Origin of the sequence: Vibrio sp. TMPB1044, assembly GCF_030442075.1 — a bacterium.
Classification (GTDB): Bacteria; Pseudomonadota; Gammaproteobacteria; order Enterobacterales; family Vibrionaceae; genus Vibrio; species Vibrio satsumensis.
The window spans coordinates 59770-78165 of the sequence record NZ_JAUJED010000005.1 but is presented as its reverse complement, the minus strand read 5'-3'; the positions used below and the strand labels follow the sequence as shown (position 1 = coordinate 78165).

The window sequence follows — 18396 nt, the reverse complement described above, 5'->3', positions numbered from 1 at the left end:
GGTGAGTAAAAGGAACACCTTAACCCAAAAGCATCACGAGCTATGTTATCTGATTGGCTACAAAAACACACACCACGTCTGGTCACACCTCAATGCCACCTGTGCAAGCTAGATAAGTCGCATAGCGATGCTCACCCTCGATGGTGTGATTCTTGTCTTAATCTCTTTGAGTCAGTTCCTCGCTGCCAACGATGTGGTTTAAAAACACTGCTCACAGTAGAGCAGTGCGGACAGTGTTTATCTCAACCTCCACCTTGGCATCGTCTCTATTGCGTTGGGGATTACACCTTTCCAACAGCACGTTACATTCAACAAATGAAGTACGCCGATAAGTTTTGGTTTGCACGCGATCTGTCAAAGTTATTGGCTTCACGTATCGAGCACCCTGCTCCGCTGATCACCAGCGTACCGCTGCATTGGCGTCGATATATTCATCGTGGCTTCAATCAAAGTCAGCTGCTTGCTAATTACACAGCTCAAGAACTTGGCGTTAAAGATGAGGTACTGTTCCGTCGAATTCGCTCAACCGCTTCTCAGCAAGGGCTGACTAAATCCGCACGCTTACTTAATCTAAAGAGCGCTTTTACGCTTCGAAAACAAGACTTTCAAGGAACTGTCCCTTCTCACGTCGCGATAATTGATGATGTTGTAACCACCGGCAGTACTGTGTATCAATTATACCAATTACTACTTGAAGTGGACGTGAAAAGGATTGATATTTACTGCATCTGCCGCACTCCTGAGCCCTCTGGATAAAAGCTGTGAATCGCCACTTGTACAGCAATCCAACAAAAAAGGGCTGAATTACAAATCTGACAGGAGTAGAATGGCGCTAATAACCTACAAATCTACTCAGGTATTCGTCGTGTCAAATATTACTATTACAGAAACAGCTCAAACTCACTTTGCCAATCTGCTGTCACAGCAGCCTGAAGGTACAAACATTCGTGTGTTCGTGGTAAACCCAGGCACACAAAACGCTGAGTGTGGTGTTTCTTACTGCCCAACAGATGCTATCGAAGCGTCTGACACTAAGCTTTCTTTCGACGCTTTCTCTGCTTACGTTGATGAGCTAAGCCTACCGTTCCTAGATGAAGCTGAAATTGACTTCGTTACTGACAAAATGGGCTCTCAACTAACACTTAAAGCACCAAACGCTAAGATGCGTAAAGTATCAGACGATGCACCACTTCTAGAGCGCGTTGAATACGCAATCCAAACTCAAGTGAACCCACAGCTTGCTGGTCACGGCGGTCACGTTAGCTTGGTAGAAATCACTGAAGACGGTGCTGCTATCGTTGCATTCGGTGGCGGCTGTAACGGTTGTTCTATGGTTGATGTAACGCTAAAAGAAGGCATCGAGAAAGAACTTCTTCAACAATTCGAAGGTGAACTGACTGCGGTTCGTGATGCAACTGAACACGATCGTGGTGAGCACTCTTACTACTAAGCTCTTTTACGACTAAGCACTCATGCAGTCTTAGTCAGTAAAAAGTGAAAGATTCAATAAAAAGGTTGATGTGCAAGCATCAACCTTTTTTGTGTTTAAAACAGCAGAAGTCCTTCCGAATAATATATTTCCCTTTCAATACCAATAATGGCGGATGCGTTACCATTTAGAGTAAGGTATTCAAGTGATCGCAATCGGTTCCTGCTCTAATAATTCTAGGATATGAAAACTCGGATCTAGGAACTCAACGTCATTTCCCCTATATTAGAATGACTTTATAAGAAAGAATTCCAATGAGCTGAGGAGCGAGCGCAATGACAAAAAGGACCAAGCCAGAAATTTTGGCTCAGCAAACTGTCGCTCAATCAAAACTATTCTCGATCGAGTCTCTCGATTTACGCTTTTCAAACGGTGAACAGCGCACTTACGAACGTATGAAACCTAGCGGCCGCAACGCAGTAATGATGGTTCCGATTACTGAACAAGGCGATATTCTGTTAGTGCGTGAATACGCAGCAGGCACAGAACGCTATGAACTTGGCTTTCCGAAAGGGCTTATCGATCCAGGAGAGCAGCCAAACGAAGCCGCCGTTCGCGAACTCAAGGAAGAAATTGGCTTCGGTGCCAATAAGCTTACTCCGCTGAAAGAAGTGATCCTTGCGCCCTCTTACTTCTCTAGCAAAATGACGCTATTTATCGCAGAAGACCTCTACCCAGAGAAGCTAGAAGGTGATGAGCCTGAGCCACTAGACGTTGTGCGCTGGCCACTGGCTCAAGCCGAAGAACTGTTAACACATCTCGATTTCTGTGAGGCTCGCAGTATTACCGCCCTACTATTAACCCTTCGTGTCTTAACCAATAATTAGAACATTCAGGATCACTCGAAGAGTAAGAGAATATTTATGCCAATAACAAAAGATTTGTCTCACCTCCTACCCTCTGTCATTGAGATTGCTCGCTCTGCAGGACAACTGATTTTAGAGATCTACGAGAAAAAAGATTACGAAGAGTTCACTAAGAGTGATGACACACCTGTCACCAGTGCCGACCTTGCGGCACACAAGCTGATCTCGAAAAAGCTCAGTGAGCTCACGCCTGACATTCCAGTGCTGTCTGAAGAAGCCGCAGACATCAGCCTAGAGCAACGCTCTCAGTGGGATCGCTACTGGTTAGTTGACCCACTGGACGGTACGCAAGAGTTCATTGCACGAAGTGGTGATTTCGCGACAATTATCGCCCTAATTGAACATAACAAGCCAGTAATGGGCGTGGTATATGCACCCGTTTCCGGTGTGAGCTATTACGCTTACAGTGGCAAAGGGGCTTGGAAGATCCCAGACCTAAATGACAGCGTTAAAATCAAAACGCATCGTCACGAGCTGCCAAACCAGTCAATCGCAATGGCGATCAGCCGTCGCCAAGACATCAATCGCATCACTAGCCGTATGAGCTCAGCATGGAATTATGATTTAGTTCCTTTAGGCTCAGCAGCGCTTAAGGCATGTTTAGTAGCAGAGGGTGCTGTGGATTGTTATCTGCGCCTTGGACCAACCGGAGAGTGGGATACCGCCGCAACGCAGTGCATTGTTGAAGAAGCTGGCGGTCGCATCTTAAGTACTCAACTAGAACCGCTTTCGTACAATGAAAGAGAGACGCTTGAGAACCCGAACTTCATTGTGCTTGGTGATGCTGACTTACCGTGGGCAGAGATCTTACAAGGTAAAGACTAGGCGAGCTTGCTCGCTGTCACTCTCGACGATTCAAACAAAACGGGCACCTCAATGAGGTGCCCGTTTTTTATATCTCGTAATTTAGTCGCCCTTAGCTGTTTAGCTAAAAACGACCTTGATAAGTAAACTGGTACTTACCTTGGCTATCAGGGTTACCCAGCCACTTAAGCTGGCTCTGCATCGCTGGTGGGAATTCCGCACCCGGCTTAAACCATGCCGCCGAGGTGTAGCTTTGATTTGGCGTTACGCTCGCTGAGAACTCACTATCCACTTGCTCACTCTTCTGGATGCCTTTAGCTGCAATTGTGCTGTCTTCACAGGTTATGTCCGCAATCACAGGACCAAGGTCTAACGATCCAACAGGAGAGTCGACAGCTGCACCAGACCAAGCAAGCGTACCTTCGCCAGATTGGCACCAAGGCTGAACATGAACCGCATGTTTGATCGTCAGTTCAACTTGTCCTGCAATAGAAACAGGTACTGGGATAGCCGGTGCATATTTCATCACGTTTCTTGCTGGCATGGATGCGACTAAATTTTCCGCGTAAGCACCGCTCATGCTATATCCAACACGACCTTTACCGGATAAGTTCATATCGCTGTTACGACCAAAGCGAACCGCAAGCTCGGCTTTGGCTTGGAATAGTTTAGAGAACTGGAAGTCCCACTGCACTGAGCCGTAATTGACACGCTGCCACGCAATATTGTTAGCGCGACCTTGCCAAACGGTGCCCTCAACGCCTTCGATGCTTAAACCACGCACAGCGGGCGCATGCTTGAGAGCAAAAGCGGCAGGCAAGTGCAGCAACAGGCTGACTGAGAAAAAGACGATAAAGATGCCACTGAAGAGCAGGCCATACTTCAAAGATAAACCGCGTTTCACATTAACCTCGTTTAAACTGTAATCGGTTGACCTCAATAACCCCGGGGTTATCAGAGCGATCAATATCCATAAACTCAACCTCCACACCCTGTTTTTCTTTCAGGTATGTTAGCCAGTCAACGAACTTATTAAAAGGCACAGGTTTTACCCACACTTGCAACATTTCGCCACGTGGTTGCACGCGTATTAGCTCGATATTAAAGCGACGCATAGAAGCTGGTACAGATTGATTCAGAGGCTGGCTCGCACTGATGCCACCACTGCCTCGCAACTCAACCACTTCATTGGCTTTATTGGTTACCCAAGCTAGAAGCTGCTTCTCACTTTGAATACGGCTCTGTGCAAGTTCAGCTCGCTGACTGAGTGGCTGGATTAGCCCCCAATAAACGACACCAACCACCAATAGAATTGAGCAACCAATAACTAAACGTTGCTCTCTTTGACTTATTGAAGTCCACCACGCTTGGAGTGGCTCAATCATATTTCTCATCACTGATCTCCTTACGCAGGTTATTGATGGGGTTTAAGAGTAAAGCTGCCAAATACGGCATCGCCATTACGGTTTAATGGACCTTGTTCGACGGTAAACCTCTCTTCGAGCTTCACTCTCGCAGTCTCAAAGTGTTGGAAATCAGAGCTTTTCGCCTGTAGTCGAACCTCAGAGCGGTTGCCATCGTAACGAATACTTTCGACTTCGATTGACTTCACCTGCCCTAACGTTTCTGGCAGTAACGCTAGCCAGCCTAGTAAGGAGTCACCATCGCCTGAGCCGCCATATTTCTTAGCTTCATCGTTCATTTGACGCTTGAGGTAACTCACGGTCGGAATGCGTTGCTTGCCAGGTAGTACGGCTCTAAAGATACGTTCACTCTCCATGCGGTAAGCTTGTGCTTGCGCTTCGTATTGCTGAACCTTCAACACTTGTTGAGTCACAATCACGGCTACCAGCAAACAAGCAGCAATCGCCACTTTCTGCCAAACGCGCCAATATTTACTGAATGAAGATTTGGTTTTAAAGGTGCCAGTCAGTAAGTTTACGCCGCTTGTGATCGCTTGCTGGCTCAGTAAAGACATCACCAATTCCGCAGGCTTTGCCTGCCAATTCGCGCCGCTTTGCTGTTGAACGTCTTCGCTCGGCATTGCTGTATAGCTGAAGATAGTCGTCGCTTGCTCTTCGTCATCAGCAACCACCCAATCACTTTGCAAAAACATCGGTAACCATGCTTCGCTGATCGATACCGCTTGATAGTTGCCTTGGCGCAGTAGCCAATGCTGGTCGATCTGCAATGCACTGATGCCAGGTTCTTCAAAAGGCACGGCCAGTGTATCTGGCAACACCTTACGGAAGATAATATTGGCTTCACGAAACAGGTCTAAAGCTTGCTTTAACCATTCGCGGTCGACACCACACACGGTAGCGTGCGTTGAGTCTTTATCTAAAATCGTCAGGTGTAAGTCTTCGATATCTTGTGCGACTTCGTCTTCTAATAAAAACGGCAGCATAGAATCGAACTGGCGAGCAGCACCTTTCGGGATCTCAACACGCTTAATTAGGCATTCATTTCCCGGCAATAAAGCGATACAGCTGCGCTTTTCAGCGTAAGGCGTTAACTCATCCAGCTGTTCCCAGCTAGACAACTCGCCACTTGCTATCACTTCTTGTTGGCTTGTCGACCAAACTAACCACTGCACAGGGCTTTGTGGTTCGCTACTCAGTCGAACGGTCAGAAACTCGCTCACTGATTCCTCCAAAACGACGGCGTACTACCGTCACTGTTTCTCGATTACTACTATAGAAAAGCGTCCGTATACGTACACGTGACTGCTCAACTAATACCTCTGCATCTAGCTCAAAATAGGCGCTATCTACAGTTAAATACGCTTTCGCTTTTTTGCTAACTTCGGCACTCACGCCAACAATGGCAGGTTCAGCCATAAAAGCATCCACCGTATCCCAGCCATCAAATGGCCGTTTGTCTATTAGCTGTTTAGCATCTGACTCACTTAAGCCAGGTGCAAACATCGCCTCCAATAAAGGCGCCTGCTTTTCCGTGAGTGTATTCACGTTCAAGCGAAAATCGTCGCTAGGCAGAGCGCAAACAAACGGGCGAACCTTATTCATGACTTCACCCGTGACCTGATAAACCGCTCTTAGCTCAGATTCATCCGCCATTAAGCCATTCGCCGCCAAATAAGATGGCTTCATCGCTTCATAGGTGCTGTCTTCTACCCCCGCTGAAGAGGTGGTTCGGGTATCTGCGTCAACAAATTCCCACGTTGAGTTTGCGATAACCTCAGCCTGATAAGGCTCAACGTCTTGATTTTCTAATAAGGTTTGCCAAACCGTGATCAAATAAGGTGTCTGGTTACTTGAAGTGCTCGCCACCCCAGCTAACGAATTAAGATTAAAGCAAGCCTGAGCATCAACGATGCGTCCTTTAACTTGACCGTAATCCAATGGGTATACTTGCTCTTCTAGCGCCCATGGTTGACTTAGATTCACGGTATCACTGTCTTTGTAGCTTTGCCTAATACCGTCTTGCACCAGCGCTTCTACACCAATGCTGTACCAGTAAGCCTGTTGGTAATTCAGTTGATTACCAACGCGCTTGAATTGCGTAAACAGACGTTCCGACATACTGCCAGCGATAGTTGCCATGATCGCCAGTAGCATCAGGATAATGATCAGCGCGACACCACGCTGCTTGCGACCCATAGTAGACCTTGTCCGTGCAAGCTTGTTAGTTCGATGAGTCATTATTCCCCTCATTACTACCTGAAGAGTCACTGTTTGAAGAATCATCGGCCTGATCTAGCGTGCCACCGGGAGTGAGATAAACACGTTCTATCTCACCATAATCTTTCAAGGTTAGCTTTAATCTTACCGCTTTCGGTAGCGATTTGTCGGTTTGCCACTCTTTACCCCAGCGGCTTCCGTCATAAAACTCGAATTCCAAGCTTTCAACATCATCAAGCAAAGGCGTAATCACACCTTCTTGGCCTGCAGGGGTATCGGGGTAACGCCACCACACACGCTCAAGTGTTTCTTCTTTAATGCGATAACCCACTTTGGTGACTTCTCCGCGAGGAAACTGCTGCTGTGGGTTATGCCAACCAAGGCGAGTGAACATGATGCCAACGCTGTCGGAATCCAGTAAATACTCTTTAATTAATATCAGCTTAGATGATGTTTCTTCACCGTTGGTACGAAATTGTCGTACCGCCATCTGGCGAAAATCATTATCTAAAATGACCAAGCTACGTTGCAGTTGATTTAAACGAGCACTGCGCTCGATTGAAAGCTCGTTGCTGCGCTGAACCTGATTGACTACCTGATAAGCCGCCATGCTTAACGTGGCAAAGATAGCGATAGAGACCAAAACCTCAATTAAGGTAAAGCCTCTCCCGTTCGAAGATAGACCTTGTGTACGAGACACACGCTTATTGGCGGACATGCTCTTACTTGACCACATAGCTGCGCACCGTGACGACTGGAGAAGCTTGTTTACTGGTTGCCACACTCACATCAAACGCCTTTAATAAATCATCACTAGTATCGATTGGCGTAACCTTCCAGAACCACTCTCTTCCAGCCAGCTCTTGTGTACCCTGTACTTTTTTTAGCTTCTCAGGGTGCAACATCACCAAGGCCATTTGATTATCAACGACCATAGCAGCAAAGGTTTTTTCTTCTAGATAACTGAGGGTATTGATGTGCTGGGTGACAGCACGAATCACACTGATCGCCGCGGTCGCAAAGATAGCGAGCGCAACCAATACCTCAAGCAGCGTCATTCCTCGAGAACCAAGGGGCATGCCACGATAACGAGAAGGAGAACGGTTATTCCTCTTCATCTTCTTCTCCTGGCTCTAGTAATCGAATGACACCATTGTCCAACACTCGAATACGCCAACCATCTTGTATGGTGTCACCCGTATTAGGATAAAACGATAGTACAAACGGTGTCATTTCAGCACTCGACAAGATGTAGATCTGTGGTGGTTTCGGCTTCTTATCCTCTTCAAGATCCGCAAACATATCTTCATCAAACAAGCTTCCTGGATTGAACAACCGATCATCATCTTCCCATGCACCACCACCTAGAGTCAGTGACAATGCGAGCTCTTCCGGTAGTTCAGTTAAAGAGGGAATTTTTTCAAATTCGACTTCTTGCCAGCCTTCAGACTTAAGCGCCATCAGTACATAGGTCGATTTCTTTTCATCAACACGAACGCCAAAATCCAAACCACTCAAAATCGCCTCTTCATTGAGTAATTGAACTCGCTGATAAAAGCTTTGTGCATATTTTTTGGCGACATCTTTACTATTGGTAGGAATGGTCGCGATCACCGCGACCGCCGTTACTGACAGTAATACCAACACCAAAAGAATCTCAATTAAGGTGAAACCTGGCTGTGTTTGCTTAGTTTTCACCTTGTAGACTCCATCTGTTTACGTCCTACCATCAATAACGAATCAAGCGACAATAACGTATCAACCAACAACAAGCCGAAGCTTATTGAAAGTCTTGCATGTTCCAGTTGCCGATATCCGCAGCAATACCTTCACCACCTTCTTGGCCATCAGCACCAAGAGTGAAAATATCGATAGTGCCGTTATCACCAGGGCTTAGGTATTGGTACTCATTACCCCATGGGTCGTTAGGCAGACGCTTGATGTAGCCACCGTCGCGGTAGTTGCGAGGCTCAGGGCTGCTTGGCTTAGAAACCAATGCATCAAGACCTTGATCCGTTGTTGGGTAAACGCTGTTATCCAGTTTGTACATATCGAGCGCGTTCTCTAGCGCCACGATATCAGTGATGGCTTTTTGTTGGTCAGCCTTCTCTTTGTTACCCAATAGGTTAGGTACAACAAAGCTCGCCAATACGCCAAGGATAACCACAACAACCATCACTTCTAATAGGGTAAAGCCTGATTGTTTCTTCATTCTATTTTTCATTATTTTCTCCAAATTACAGACAGCGAGTTGAAGGTAATAATGTCCTTCTTCTCGATAATCCAAAAACTAACGTCTTATGAGCAATCAGTTAGCCGCTCATTAAATTATTCATTTCAAGCATCGGCATTAGGGTCGCCATCACAATGAACAGCACTAAACCTGCCATCAAAGCGATAAGTGCTGGTGTGAAAATACCTAGCGCAATGTTCACGGTCGATTCAAAGCTTTGGTCTTGGTTGTCCGCCGCTCTTGTCAGCATTTGTTCTAACTGACCACTCTGCTCACCACTGGCGATCATATGCAGCATCATTGGAGGGAAGAGTTTGGTTTGATCGAGCGCTTTACGCAGGCTTGCCCCTTCTCTCACGCTATCTGACGCTTGTAAGACTTGTTGTTTCACATGGTGATTCGACATTACATCTACCGCCACTTTCATCCCTTCAAGGATAGGAATCGCACTCGAAGTACAGATAGAGAGTGTTCGTGCAAAACGAGAGGTATTAATCCCTTTTGCGATCTTACCAATCAGCGGAATGCTTAATAGCTTGCGATCCCAACTCATGCGAACGCCCGGCTTTTTCAGCGCGGTCTTAATCAACACAATCACACCAATGCTCAACAACAGTAATTGGATGCCCCAATTCTGGATAAATTCACTCGATGCCAATAAAAATTGTGTCGATTGAGGAAGCTCTTGACCCATTTGGATAATAGGCTCGACAATCTTAGGTACCACAGTTGCCAGCAGGAACGAAACAATCGTCACCGCAAACACCACCAGCACAACTGGGTAGATCATCGCTTGCAGCAACTTAGAGCGCATCTTCTGACGGTTTTCTGCGTAATCAGCCAGTCGCTCCAATACTGCATCTAAGTGACCCGATTTCTCACCAGCTGCGACCATAGCTCTAAACAGTTCATCAAAGATGTGCGGGTAATCAGCCAAGCTATCCGCTAGCGAATAACCTTCCGTTACCTTCGAGCGAACCGACAGTAGCATGGTTCGAATGCGTGGCTTTTCAGACTGCTCAGCGACGGCCTTCAAACACTCCTCTAACGGCATGCCTGATTGCACCAAGGTAGAAATTTGGCGAGTAATCAAAGCAAGGTCTGGTGTGCTGATACCACGCTTAAAGCTGGTTGATGGCTGAGCACCTTTCGATGTTTTCGCTTTAGCTTCGGTCATCTCAACCGGCATCAAGCCTTGTTCTTTTAAGCGTTGGCGAGCCTGACGAGCGTTATCCGCTTCAATCGAGCCCTTTTTGCTCTTACCTTTGGCGTCCAGTGCTTTGTATTCAAATGCCGCCATATTAGACTTCCTTGGTCACGCGCATCACTTCTTCTAGGGACGTTACCCCTTTAAGAACTTTGCTCAAGCCATCATCTCTAATACTTGGTGTTGTGCCACGAATTGCTTTCTCAATTGCCTGTTCACCAGCTTCACTGTGAATCAGCTCTTGCACCGAATCGTCAATCATCAATAGCTCATGAATACCGGTACGGCCTCGATAGCCTTTGTGACTGCAGCTTTCACATCCTTTTGCATGGTAAAGCGTCAAACTCTCTTTCTTCTTCAGTCCAAACAGCTTTTTCTGCTCTTTATCAGCTTCATAAGGTTCTTTACAGTCGTTACACAGAGTACGAACCAAGCGCTGAGCCAGAACACCCAGCAGCGAAGAAGAGATCAAGAAGGGTTCGATGCCCATATCACGTAGACGTGTAATCGCACCGATTGCAGTATTGGTGTGAAGGGTCGACATTACTAAGTGACCGGTCAAAGAGGCTTGAACAGCGATCTCCGCGGTCTCCAAGTCACGTATCTCACCAATCATTACGACATCGGGATCTTGACGAAGAATGGCACGTAAGCCACGAGCAAAGGTCATATCAACCTTAGGGTTCACCTGTGTTTGACCAATGCCATCGATATCAAATTCAATAGGATCTTCAACGGTGAGAATATTTCGCTCGTTGCTGTTGAGCTCTTGTAGGCCAGCGTACAATGTCGTTGATTTACCAGAACCCGTAGGACCTGTAACCAAGATAATGCCGTGTGGGCGTTGGATCAGTTTTCGGAAGTTCTCGTGGTTCTCTGCCGTCATGCCTAAACTATGCAGGTCTAGACGAGTCGCGTTCTTGTCCAACAGACGCATTACCACACGCTCACCATGTGAAGACGGCATGGTTGAAACACGCACGTCGACCGCTCGACCACCGATACGCAGAGAAATACGGCCATCTTGTGGCACGCGTTTTTCCGCAATATCCAGTTTAGCCATAACCTTGACACGCGAAACCAATAACGGAGCCAGTTTACGGCTCGGCGCTAACACATCACGTAACACACCATCAATACGGAAACGGATAGACAGCGACTTCTCAAAGGTTTCGATATGAATATCCGAAGCGCCTTCTTTGATTGCCTCACCCAGCATCGCATTGATCAACTTGATGATTGGTGCGTCATCTTCTGATTCAAGCAGATCTTCATCTTGAGGCAGCTCTTCTGCTAGCGAGAAGAAGTCGTCGTTGTCGGCACCAATATCTTCCATCAATTGGCGCGCTTCTGAAGAATCACGTTGGTACGCATCAGTCAGCTTTTTATCAAACTCATCGGCGCTGATCGCTTGTGGCGTGAAACCATTTTTCACAACACGGCTTACTTCAATGATCGCCGCCGATTTTAGAGGCTCTACATAATAAAGTACCGGCGGACGCTCTGGGTGCTGATATTCCAACACCATCTTGTAGCGATTCGCAAAGCTAAACGGCAAGCGCTGATAAGTACGTGCCGCCCCTACCAATTCAGCCATTATTCTGTTTCCATTTGATCGATGAAGGCTTGGATTTCAGCCGGGTGATTCATATCGGCACCAAATTTAGGCAATACCGGGATATTATCGTCAGCCATCAGTTTCAAACCTTGCTCTGCCTTGTACAGCTGCTCAGCTCGAATGAAGTTGTATTTACGCTGAGTGATACCATCTGCTGTCATGCCATCACGGATGATGGTTGGCTTAATGAATACCATTAGATTCTTTTTCTCAACCTGAGTACTGGTTGATTTGAACAGGTGCCCAAGAACAGGAATATCACCTAGGAATGGTACTTTAGACTCACTCTCTAACGCACGTTCATCAATCAAACCACCAAGCACCAACATTTGGCCATCTTGAACAATCACAGACGTATTTAGCTGTCGTTTAGCAAAACGTACATCTACCGCGCCGTTCGCGCCCAATACGTTCGACACTTCTTGTTCAATATTCAGCTGAACTGAGTCACCTTCGTTGATCTGTGGCACCACTTTAAGCTTGATACCCACTTCTTTACGTTCAACCGTTTGGAATGGGTTATCGTTACTTGAACCCGCCGTCGAGCCAGTTAAAACCGGAACTTCTTCACCAACGATGAACGACGCTTCGCCGTTATCCATCACGGTAATACTTGGAGAAGATAGGATGTTTGAATTGGAGTCGGTTGCTACCGCACTGATCAAGGCAGTCCAGTCACCCATTACCACGCTCATGGCTGCGCCATTAACACCTGAAAGTGCAGAGGCTAATGTTGAATAGTCCCCTTGTTCAGTCGTAGTTTCATTTCGTACGAACTTACCATTTTCATCGTACACAGCGGTTGTCGTTTCTGTATCTTTTGCTTCTTCTAAACCCACCATTACGCCACCGATCGATGCACCAGTGTTGCTGTACTGGATCATTGCACCCGTTTCTAGGTTACCCCATTGCACACCAAGGTTAACGCCATCGCCTTCTGCCATTTCAACAATCAAGGCTTCAATCAATACTTGAGCACGACGAATATCCAGTTGTGCGATCACGTCTTGCAGCGCATTCATAATGTCTGGCTGTGCAGTAATAACCAAAGAGTTGGTATCACTGTGGGCGGAAATCATTACTTGGTTGCGTTGCGATGAGCTGCCTTTGGTTGATGACTGCTTCTCTGATTGTAGGTTGTCCGACACGCCTTTCAGCACATCAACCAGATCTTCTGCTTTTGCGTATTTGAGGTAGATAACTTGGTTGTTGCCCTTGGTTGCCATTTCGACATCAAGCTGCTCGATAAGCTTTCTTAATCGGCTACGAACCTTAGGGTCACCTGAAATAAGGATCGCATTGGTACGCTCATCAGCAACCAATTTAGGTTGTAGGAACGCAGGTGTATTTTTAGCATCTGTGGTTTTACTTAACGCATCAACGATACGTACCATTTCTGCCGCGGAAGCATTCTTTAGCTCAACGACTTCAATCTCTTTATCACCCGCTTGGTCAACGCGCTTGATGATTTCAGCTAAACGGTTTACTACCGCCGCTCGGCCTGTAATAAGGATGATGTTGGCTGGGTCGTAATGCACAACGTTACCCGCGCCTGCATTGTCGTTCAATTGACGAAGCAGAGGAGAAAGTTCACGAACCGAGACATTACGAACCGTCACTACGCGTGTCACTACGCTATCACCAGTGATCGAATCACGGTCACCAACAACAGGGATTGCCGAGGTTTTCGAATCTTTAGCTTTGATGATCTTAAGAACACCCGAGTCCATTTCAACAACTGCGTAGCCATACACCTCTAGTACGTTTAAGAAGAAGCTGTAATATTGCTCTTCATTCAATACGTCGTAGCTGCGTACATCGATTTTTCCGCGCACCGAGGGATCAACGATGATCGTCTTCTCTAGGTTACGACCAACAATATTAATAAACTCTTGGATATCAGTGCCCTTAAAGCTGGCACTAAAATCACTCGCGATGGCTGCGGGTGTGCAGATCAAGCTTCCTGCCAATAACCATGCACTTTTCTTAAACCAATGCTTCACGTACTTCTCCTACACTTTCGTCCTTCGTTAGACGCAAAGTTTTAAAATTCAATAAACACTTCATGTTGTTGACCATCTCTCTCGACGACGAGATTTAACTCTGTCAGCTCTGAGATAGAACGAAATATGTTGCCCATAGCGGCTGGGTCTGTCAGGTCTTGTCCATTTAACTGAGTAGCAATATCTCCGTTTTGGAGCCCTACTGAGTTAAAAAGTTCTGAATCTTTGCCAGGGCTCACACGATAACCAATAACGCTATCGTCGCGCTTCACCTGAGACAATCGAACATATTGGAAGATTTGTTGCGGATCTTTCATTATCTTCGCTTTAATTTCATCAAGCTTCTCTTCTGCAGAAGCCGGGTTATTACCACGAACCGAAGAAGAACTACGAGGTGCTGCAGGCGCTGAGACAGCTAAACGCTTGTACTCAATACCTTCAAGCATCAAGGTTTCGTCTCGCCCTGAGTTATCAATGATTACGCGGTCGACTAATACGGCTTTAAGCTTAGCTCGGGTGCCTTCAATCTCTTCATTAATCCCATAAGTCGCTTGTGTACCGCGATTGGCAATCACCGCTAAGCTTAATTTTGGATTTGAACTCGCTACCGCACCAACCAAAACCAAGTTCAGTCGCGTCTTTGGTGCATCTTGGATAACTTGCTGTTCAACTACAGCGGGCGTGGTTGGGTTATAAGCACCAAACATGTTGCTCTGCTGCAAAGAAGAGATATCAAAGGTCGATTGAGGAGTAGAAGACGATGAAGCTGTTGCTTTCCAAGGCACGACTGTGTGCTCAGCAGGCTCAATAAACCATGCAAGCTGTCCTAAAATCCATGCGGAAGCTGCAATCAATACACAGCACGTCGCTAGACTTAGTTTCTGCTGGATTACAAATCCGTTCTCTAACAAGCGGCTCAACACAGGAGAACTTCCTACGCGATTCTTGAGCTCTAAAAAGTTCACTTTCCTTGCCCCTTTTCATGACGGCAAACGCTGTAAATTATTAAACTTTCAGCTTTTTTATTCATTCGTTCGATACCGAGCTTATTTAAGCATAAGATCCTGAACTATATCATAGCAAATCTATAAATCGGCATTACATGGCTATTTTGTATTATGACTTGAAAAAAATGCTAACCGCCTCCACATAAAACCTCTATCTAATGTGATAAGCATCATCAAAAACATGTTGCGCACTGTTCACTACAGTTAAACCGCATTCATTTCTCACTTAATAAGGCACAGCCCTATATGAAAACTTCTAATGAAGCTGTCAGACTCGATAAATGGTTGTGGGCAGCACGCTTTTACAAAACTCGGTCTATTGCTCGTAACATGGTCGATGGTGGCAAAGTCCACTATAATGGTCAGCGCAGCAAGCCAAGTAAAATTGTCGAACTTGGGGCTGTGATTACATTGCGCCAAGGTAATGAAGAAAAGACGGTTACGATCGAGAAAATCTCAGCCCATCGTGGCGGAGCTCCGATTGCTCAAACCCTCTATGAAGAAACCACCGAGAGCTTGGCAAAAAGAGAAGAGTTTGCGACACAACGTAAACTAAATGCTCATAACCCAGCTCCAGAGCGTCGCCCTGATAAGAAGCAACGTCGTGACATCATCAAGTTCAAGCATCAATAAGCTAGAAGGAATAGCCAAATGGCAGACCCAATGTCTACAAGTAATGTTTTAAATCGCTACCTATTTGAAGACCTATCAGTACGTGGTGAATTGGTACAAATGGATGAAGCGTACCAACAGATTATTTCTAGCAAGGAATACCCAGCGCCAGTACAAAAGCTACTGGGTGAGCTACTGGTATCAACAACGCTATTAACTGCGACCCTAAAGTTTGAAGGATCTATCACTATGCAATTGCAAGGTGACGGTCCAGTATCTCTAGCAGTTATCAATGGCGATCACGATCAAAAGATCCGTGGTGTTGCTCGCTTTGAAGGCGATATCGCAGACGACGCAGGTCTACACGACCTAATGGGCAAAGGCCACCTAGTGATCACCATCGATCCTAAGAAAGGTGAGCGTTACCAAGGCATCGTTGGCCTTGAAGGTGATACGCTTGCCCAAGTACTTGAAGGCTACTTCGCTAACTCGGAACAACTTAAGACTCGTCTATGGCTGCGCACTGGCGAACATGAAGGCAAAGCACACGCTGCAGGTATGTTGCTACAAGTGATGCCAGACGGCACTGGTTCGCCAGATGACTTCGAGCACCTAGAGCAACTAACAGACACCGTTAAAAACGAAGAGCTATTTTCTCTAGAAGCGAACGAATTGCTTTACCGCCTGTACAACCAAGAAAAAGTACAACTGTTCACACCACAACCAGTTCAGTTCTTCTGTGGGTGCTCTCGCGAAAGAAGTGGCGCTGCTATCATTACCGTTGCTCAAGAAGAGATCTACGACATCCTAAGCACCGAAGGAAGCGTTGGTCTTCACTGCGATTACTGTGGCACAAACTACTCGTTCGACAAGAACGATGTTGATGCTCTGTACGCAGAAGCAGCAGATAAAGGCAGCAATACGGTTCATTAATTTACGGCGTACCAAAAACACGTAATTTACCCCAAAAAGGTCAGCGCTAAGCTGGCCTTTTTTGTGATCAAAATAGCGCAAACTCCGTAACATCTCGTAATAAAATCACCGCTTAATTTTAATCAATTAATAATGTTCTCGCCCCTAGCGCAAAGGTTTGCGTACAGGATAGACTAGTTAGGCCAATATGTGACGAGACACTTAAAACCTCATGGTTAATATGGATATTTTTTGAGCTGTATCCCTGTTTCCCCCGAGTCTCGTTGCTAGCATGGTGAGCAGATAACAATAAAAAATTAATACAAAATCCCTACAAAATATCCTACAAGGAGCACCTATGACCGTTATGGAACATACTAAGGCTGCACAAATTGATCTAACTAAGCACGGACTGACTGGCGTTACTGAAGTTCTTCGTAATCCTAGCTACGAGCAGTTATTCGTTGAAGAAACACTGCCAGGTTTGGAAGGCTACGAAAAAGGCGTAGTAACGGAACTAGGCTCGGTTGCAGTTGACACTGGTATCTTTACTGGCCGCTCACCAAAAGATAAGTACATTGTTAAAGATGACACGACCCGCGATACCATGTGGTGGTCAGATCAAGGCAAAAATGATAACAAACCGATTACAACTGAAGTATGGAGTGAGCTGAAAGAGCTTGTGACAACTCAGCTATCTGGCAAGCGTCTGTTTGTCATTGACGGTTATTGTGGTGCTAACCCAGATACGCGCTTAAGTGTACGTATTATCACAGAAGTAGCGTGGCAAGCGCACTTCGTTAAGAACATGTTCATTCGTCCAACTGACGAAGAGCTAGCAACGTTCGAACCTGATTTCGTGGTCATGAACGGTGCTAAAACAACGAACCCTAACTGGGAAAAGCAAGGTCTAAACTCTGAAAACTTTGTTGCTTTCAACCTCACAGAGCGTGTTCAAATCATCGGTGGTACTTGGTACGGCGGTGAGATGAAGAAAGGTATGTTCGCAATGATGAACTACCTACTTCCTCTGCAAGGTATCGCTTCAATGCACTGTAGCGCAAACGTCGGCGAGAAAGGCGATGTAGCGGTATTCTTCGGTCTATCAGGTACAGGTAAAACAACTCTATCAACGGATCCTAAACGTCAGCTAATCGGTGATGATGAGCACGGTTGGGACGACGACGGTATCTTCAACTTCGAAGGTGGTTGTTACGCGAAGACCATCCGTCTATCTAAAGAAGCAGAACCAGAAATCTACAATGCAATCCGTCGTGATGCACTGCTAGAAAACGTAACGGTTCGTGGCGATGGCTCTATTGATTTTGATGACGGTTCAAAAACTGAGAACACTCGTGTTTCTTACCCGATTCACCACATCGACAACATCGTTAAGCCAGTATCAAAAGCAGGTCACGCTCAAAAGGTTATCTTCCTGACTGCTGATGCATTTGGTGTACTACCTCCGGTTTCTAAACTGACTCCAGAGCAAACCAAGTACCACTTCCTATCTGGCTTCACAGCGAAACTAGCAGGTACAGAGCGCGGTATTACTGAACCAACACCAACCTTCTCTGCGGCATTTGGTGCGGCATTCTTAACTCTTCACCCAACTCAGTACGCTGAAGTGCTTGTGAAGCGTATGGAAGCGGCTGGCGCTGAAGCTTACCTAGTGAACACAGGTTGGAACGGTACTGGTAAACGTATCTCTATCCAAGATACTCGCGGCATCATCGACGCTATCCTAGATGGCTCAATCGATAAGGCTGAGACTAAGGTTATCCCTATGTTTAACCTAGAAGTGCCTCTAGCACTGCACGATGTTGACCCAGCGATCCTTGACCCACGCGATACGTACACTGACCCTCTACAATGGGAAAGCAAAGCGAAAGATCTAGCAGAGCGCTTCATCAACAACTTTGATAAGTACACGGACAACGCTGAAGGTAAGTCACTGGTTGCGGCTGGCCCACAACTGGACTAATCCAATCATCTGCTCGGGCT

The 18396-nt window shown here is 46.3% G+C and carries 19 protein-coding genes; 7 read left to right on the top strand and 12 right to left on the bottom strand.

The annotated features are described in order from the left end of the window. The first annotated feature begins 42 nt into the window (after window positions 1-42). The 4 genes from QQ041_RS02350 to cysQ all read left to right on the top strand — a co-directional run bounded on the left by QQ041_RS02350 (window position 43) and on the right by cysQ (window position 3180). On the top strand, window positions 43-756 hold the full coding sequence (locus QQ041_RS02350) for a ComF family protein (protein WP_285953024.1): 714 nt from the start codon (window positions 43-45) through the stop codon (window positions 754-756). 109 nt (window positions 757-865) lie between these two features. Beyond that, complete coding sequence (gene nfuA, locus QQ041_RS02345; RefSeq protein ID WP_146491982.1) at window positions 866-1450, top strand: Fe-S biogenesis protein NfuA; 585 nt, start codon at window positions 866-868, stop codon at window positions 1448-1450. A 314-nt stretch (window positions 1451-1764) separates the two neighbouring features. Beyond that, a complete protein-coding gene (gene nudE, locus QQ041_RS02340; RefSeq protein ID WP_060983216.1) occupies window positions 1765-2316 on the top strand; it encodes an ADP compounds hydrolase NudE in 552 nt (183 codons plus the stop codon). Between the two features lie 36 nt (window positions 2317-2352). Further along, the gene (gene cysQ, locus QQ041_RS02335) at window positions 2353-3180 is read left to right on the top strand and encodes a 3'(2'),5'-bisphosphate nucleotidase CysQ (RefSeq protein WP_048612454.1); all 828 of its coding nucleotides are present in this window, start codon (window positions 2353-2355) and stop codon (window positions 3178-3180) included. A gap of 103 nt (window positions 3181-3283) precedes the next feature. On the opposite strand, the gene QQ041_RS02330 is transcribed toward cysQ, so the two are convergent. From QQ041_RS02330 to gspC, 12 genes are all read right to left on the bottom strand, one after another. After that, window positions 3284-4063 carry a type II secretion system protein N gene (locus tag QQ041_RS02330; protein WP_285953023.1) on the bottom strand — a complete coding sequence of 260 codons (780 nt, stop codon included), beginning with the start codon at window positions 4061-4063 and terminating at the stop codon, window positions 3284-3286. Between the two features lies 1 nt (window position 4064). Next, complete coding sequence (locus QQ041_RS02325; RefSeq protein WP_060983218.1) at window positions 4065-4553, bottom strand: type II secretion system protein M; 489 nt, start codon at window positions 4551-4553, stop codon at window positions 4065-4067. A gap of 20 nt (window positions 4554-4573) precedes the next feature. Then, window positions 4574-5803, bottom strand: a complete 1230-nt coding sequence (gspL, locus tag QQ041_RS02320) for a type II secretion system protein GspL (RefSeq protein WP_210447239.1) — start codon at window positions 5801-5803, stop codon at window positions 4574-4576. Further along, window positions 5772-6821, bottom strand: a complete 1050-nt coding sequence (gene gspK, locus QQ041_RS02315) for a type II secretion system minor pseudopilin GspK (protein WP_210447240.1) — start codon at window positions 6819-6821, stop codon at window positions 5772-5774. Before gspK ends, gspL begins: the two co-directional genes overlap by 32 nt. Next, the gene (gspJ, locus tag QQ041_RS02310) at window positions 6805-7536 is read right to left on the bottom strand and encodes a type II secretion system minor pseudopilin GspJ (RefSeq protein ID WP_146491978.1); all 732 of its coding nucleotides are present in this window, start codon (window positions 7534-7536) and stop codon (window positions 6805-6807) included. Before gspJ ends, gspK begins: the two co-directional genes overlap by 17 nt. Further along, entirely contained in the window at window positions 7523-7918 is a 396-nt protein-coding gene (gspI, locus tag QQ041_RS02305) for a type II secretion system minor pseudopilin GspI (protein ID WP_285953022.1), read from the bottom strand. The genes gspJ and gspI overlap by 14 nt, the downstream gene beginning before the upstream one ends. Beyond that, window positions 7905-8498: a type II secretion system minor pseudopilin GspH gene (gspH, locus tag QQ041_RS02300; RefSeq protein ID WP_210447243.1), complete on the bottom strand. Its 594-nt coding sequence runs from the start codon at window positions 8496-8498 to the stop codon at window positions 7905-7907. The genes gspI and gspH overlap by 14 nt, the downstream gene beginning before the upstream one ends. A gap of 82 nt (window positions 8499-8580) precedes the next feature. Further along, the gene (gene gspG, locus QQ041_RS02295) at window positions 8581-9024 is read right to left on the bottom strand and encodes a type II secretion system major pseudopilin GspG (RefSeq protein ID WP_017062485.1); all 444 of its coding nucleotides are present in this window, start codon (window positions 9022-9024) and stop codon (window positions 8581-8583) included. Window positions 9025-9112: 88 nt separating this feature from the next. After that, a complete protein-coding gene (gene gspF / locus QQ041_RS02290; protein ID WP_050652109.1) occupies window positions 9113-10333 on the bottom strand; it encodes a type II secretion system inner membrane protein GspF in 1221 nt (406 codons plus the stop codon). 1 nt (window position 10334) lies between these two features. Then, a complete protein-coding gene (gspE, locus tag QQ041_RS02285; protein ID WP_019826480.1) occupies window positions 10335-11837 on the bottom strand; it encodes a type II secretion system ATPase GspE in 1503 nt (500 codons plus the stop codon). Further along, the gene (gspD, locus tag QQ041_RS02280) at window positions 11837-13861 is read right to left on the bottom strand and encodes a type II secretion system secretin GspD (RefSeq protein WP_060983226.1); all 2025 of its coding nucleotides are present in this window, start codon (window positions 13859-13861) and stop codon (window positions 11837-11839) included. The genes gspE and gspD overlap by 1 nt, the downstream gene beginning before the upstream one ends. Before the next feature lie 41 nt (window positions 13862-13902). Next, complete coding sequence (gspC, locus tag QQ041_RS02275; RefSeq protein ID WP_285953021.1) at window positions 13903-14826, bottom strand: type II secretion system protein GspC; 924 nt, start codon at window positions 14824-14826, stop codon at window positions 13903-13905. Window positions 14827-15114: 288 nt separating this feature from the next. Here gspC and hslR point away from each other — a divergent pair, with 288 nt between their 5' ends. The 3 genes from hslR to pckA all read left to right on the top strand — a co-directional run bounded on the left by hslR (window position 15115) and on the right by pckA (window position 18376). Further along, window positions 15115-15501 (top strand): ribosome-associated heat shock protein Hsp15, encoded by a 387-nt coding sequence (gene hslR / locus QQ041_RS02270; protein ID WP_146491974.1) that lies wholly within the window; start codon window positions 15115-15117, stop codon window positions 15499-15501. Window positions 15502-15519: 18 nt separating this feature from the next. Then, window positions 15520-16413 carry an Hsp33 family molecular chaperone HslO gene (gene hslO / locus QQ041_RS02265; RefSeq protein WP_146491973.1) on the top strand — a complete coding sequence of 298 codons (894 nt, stop codon included), beginning with the start codon at window positions 15520-15522 and terminating at the stop codon, window positions 16411-16413. A gap of 337 nt (window positions 16414-16750) precedes the next feature. Next, window positions 16751-18376, top strand: coding sequence for a phosphoenolpyruvate carboxykinase (ATP) (gene pckA, locus QQ041_RS02260; RefSeq protein WP_285953020.1), 1626 nt, complete (start codon window positions 16751-16753; stop codon window positions 18374-18376). Window positions 18377-18396: the final 20 nt, after the last annotated feature.

Excerpts from the sequence above, each read along its gene's own strand:
- nudE (WP_060983216.1), top strand. The coding sequence starts at position 1,765 with ATGACAAAAAGGACCAAGCCAGAAATTTTGGCTCAGCAAACTGTCGCT.
- gspJ (WP_146491978.1), bottom strand. The coding sequence starts at position 7,536 with ATGTGGTCAAGTAAGAGCATGTCCGCCAATAAGCGTGTGTCTCGTACA.
- gspI (WP_285953022.1), bottom strand. The coding sequence starts at position 7,918 with ATGAAGAGGAATAACCGTTCTCCTTCTCGTTATCGTGGCATGCCCCTT.
- QQ041_RS02325 (WP_060983218.1), bottom strand. The coding sequence starts at position 4,553 with ATGAGAAATATGATTGAGCCACTCCAAGCGTGGTGGACTTCAATAAGT.
- gspF (WP_050652109.1), bottom strand. The coding sequence starts at position 10,333 with ATGGCGGCATTTGAATACAAAGCACTGGACGCCAAAGGTAAGAGCAAA.
- cysQ (WP_048612454.1), top strand. The coding sequence starts at position 2,353 with ATGCCAATAACAAAAGATTTGTCTCACCTCCTACCCTCTGTCATTGAG.
- hslR (WP_146491974.1), top strand. The coding sequence starts at position 15,115 with ATGAAAACTTCTAATGAAGCTGTCAGACTCGATAAATGGTTGTGGGCA.
- gspG (WP_017062485.1), bottom strand. The coding sequence starts at position 9,024 with ATGAAAAATAGAATGAAGAAACAATCAGGCTTTACCCTATTAGAAGTG.
- QQ041_RS02350 (WP_285953024.1), top strand. The coding sequence starts at position 43 with ATGTTATCTGATTGGCTACAAAAACACACACCACGTCTGGTCACACCT.
- gspE (WP_019826480.1), bottom strand. The coding sequence starts at position 11,837 with ATGGCTGAATTGGTAGGGGCGGCACGTACTTATCAGCGCTTGCCGTTT.
- hslO (WP_146491973.1), top strand. The coding sequence starts at position 15,520 with ATGGCAGACCCAATGTCTACAAGTAATGTTTTAAATCGCTACCTATTT.
- gspK (WP_210447240.1), bottom strand. The coding sequence starts at position 6,821 with ATGACTCATCGAACTAACAAGCTTGCACGGACAAGGTCTACTATGGGT.
- pckA (WP_285953020.1), top strand. The coding sequence starts at position 16,751 with ATGACCGTTATGGAACATACTAAGGCTGCACAAATTGATCTAACTAAG.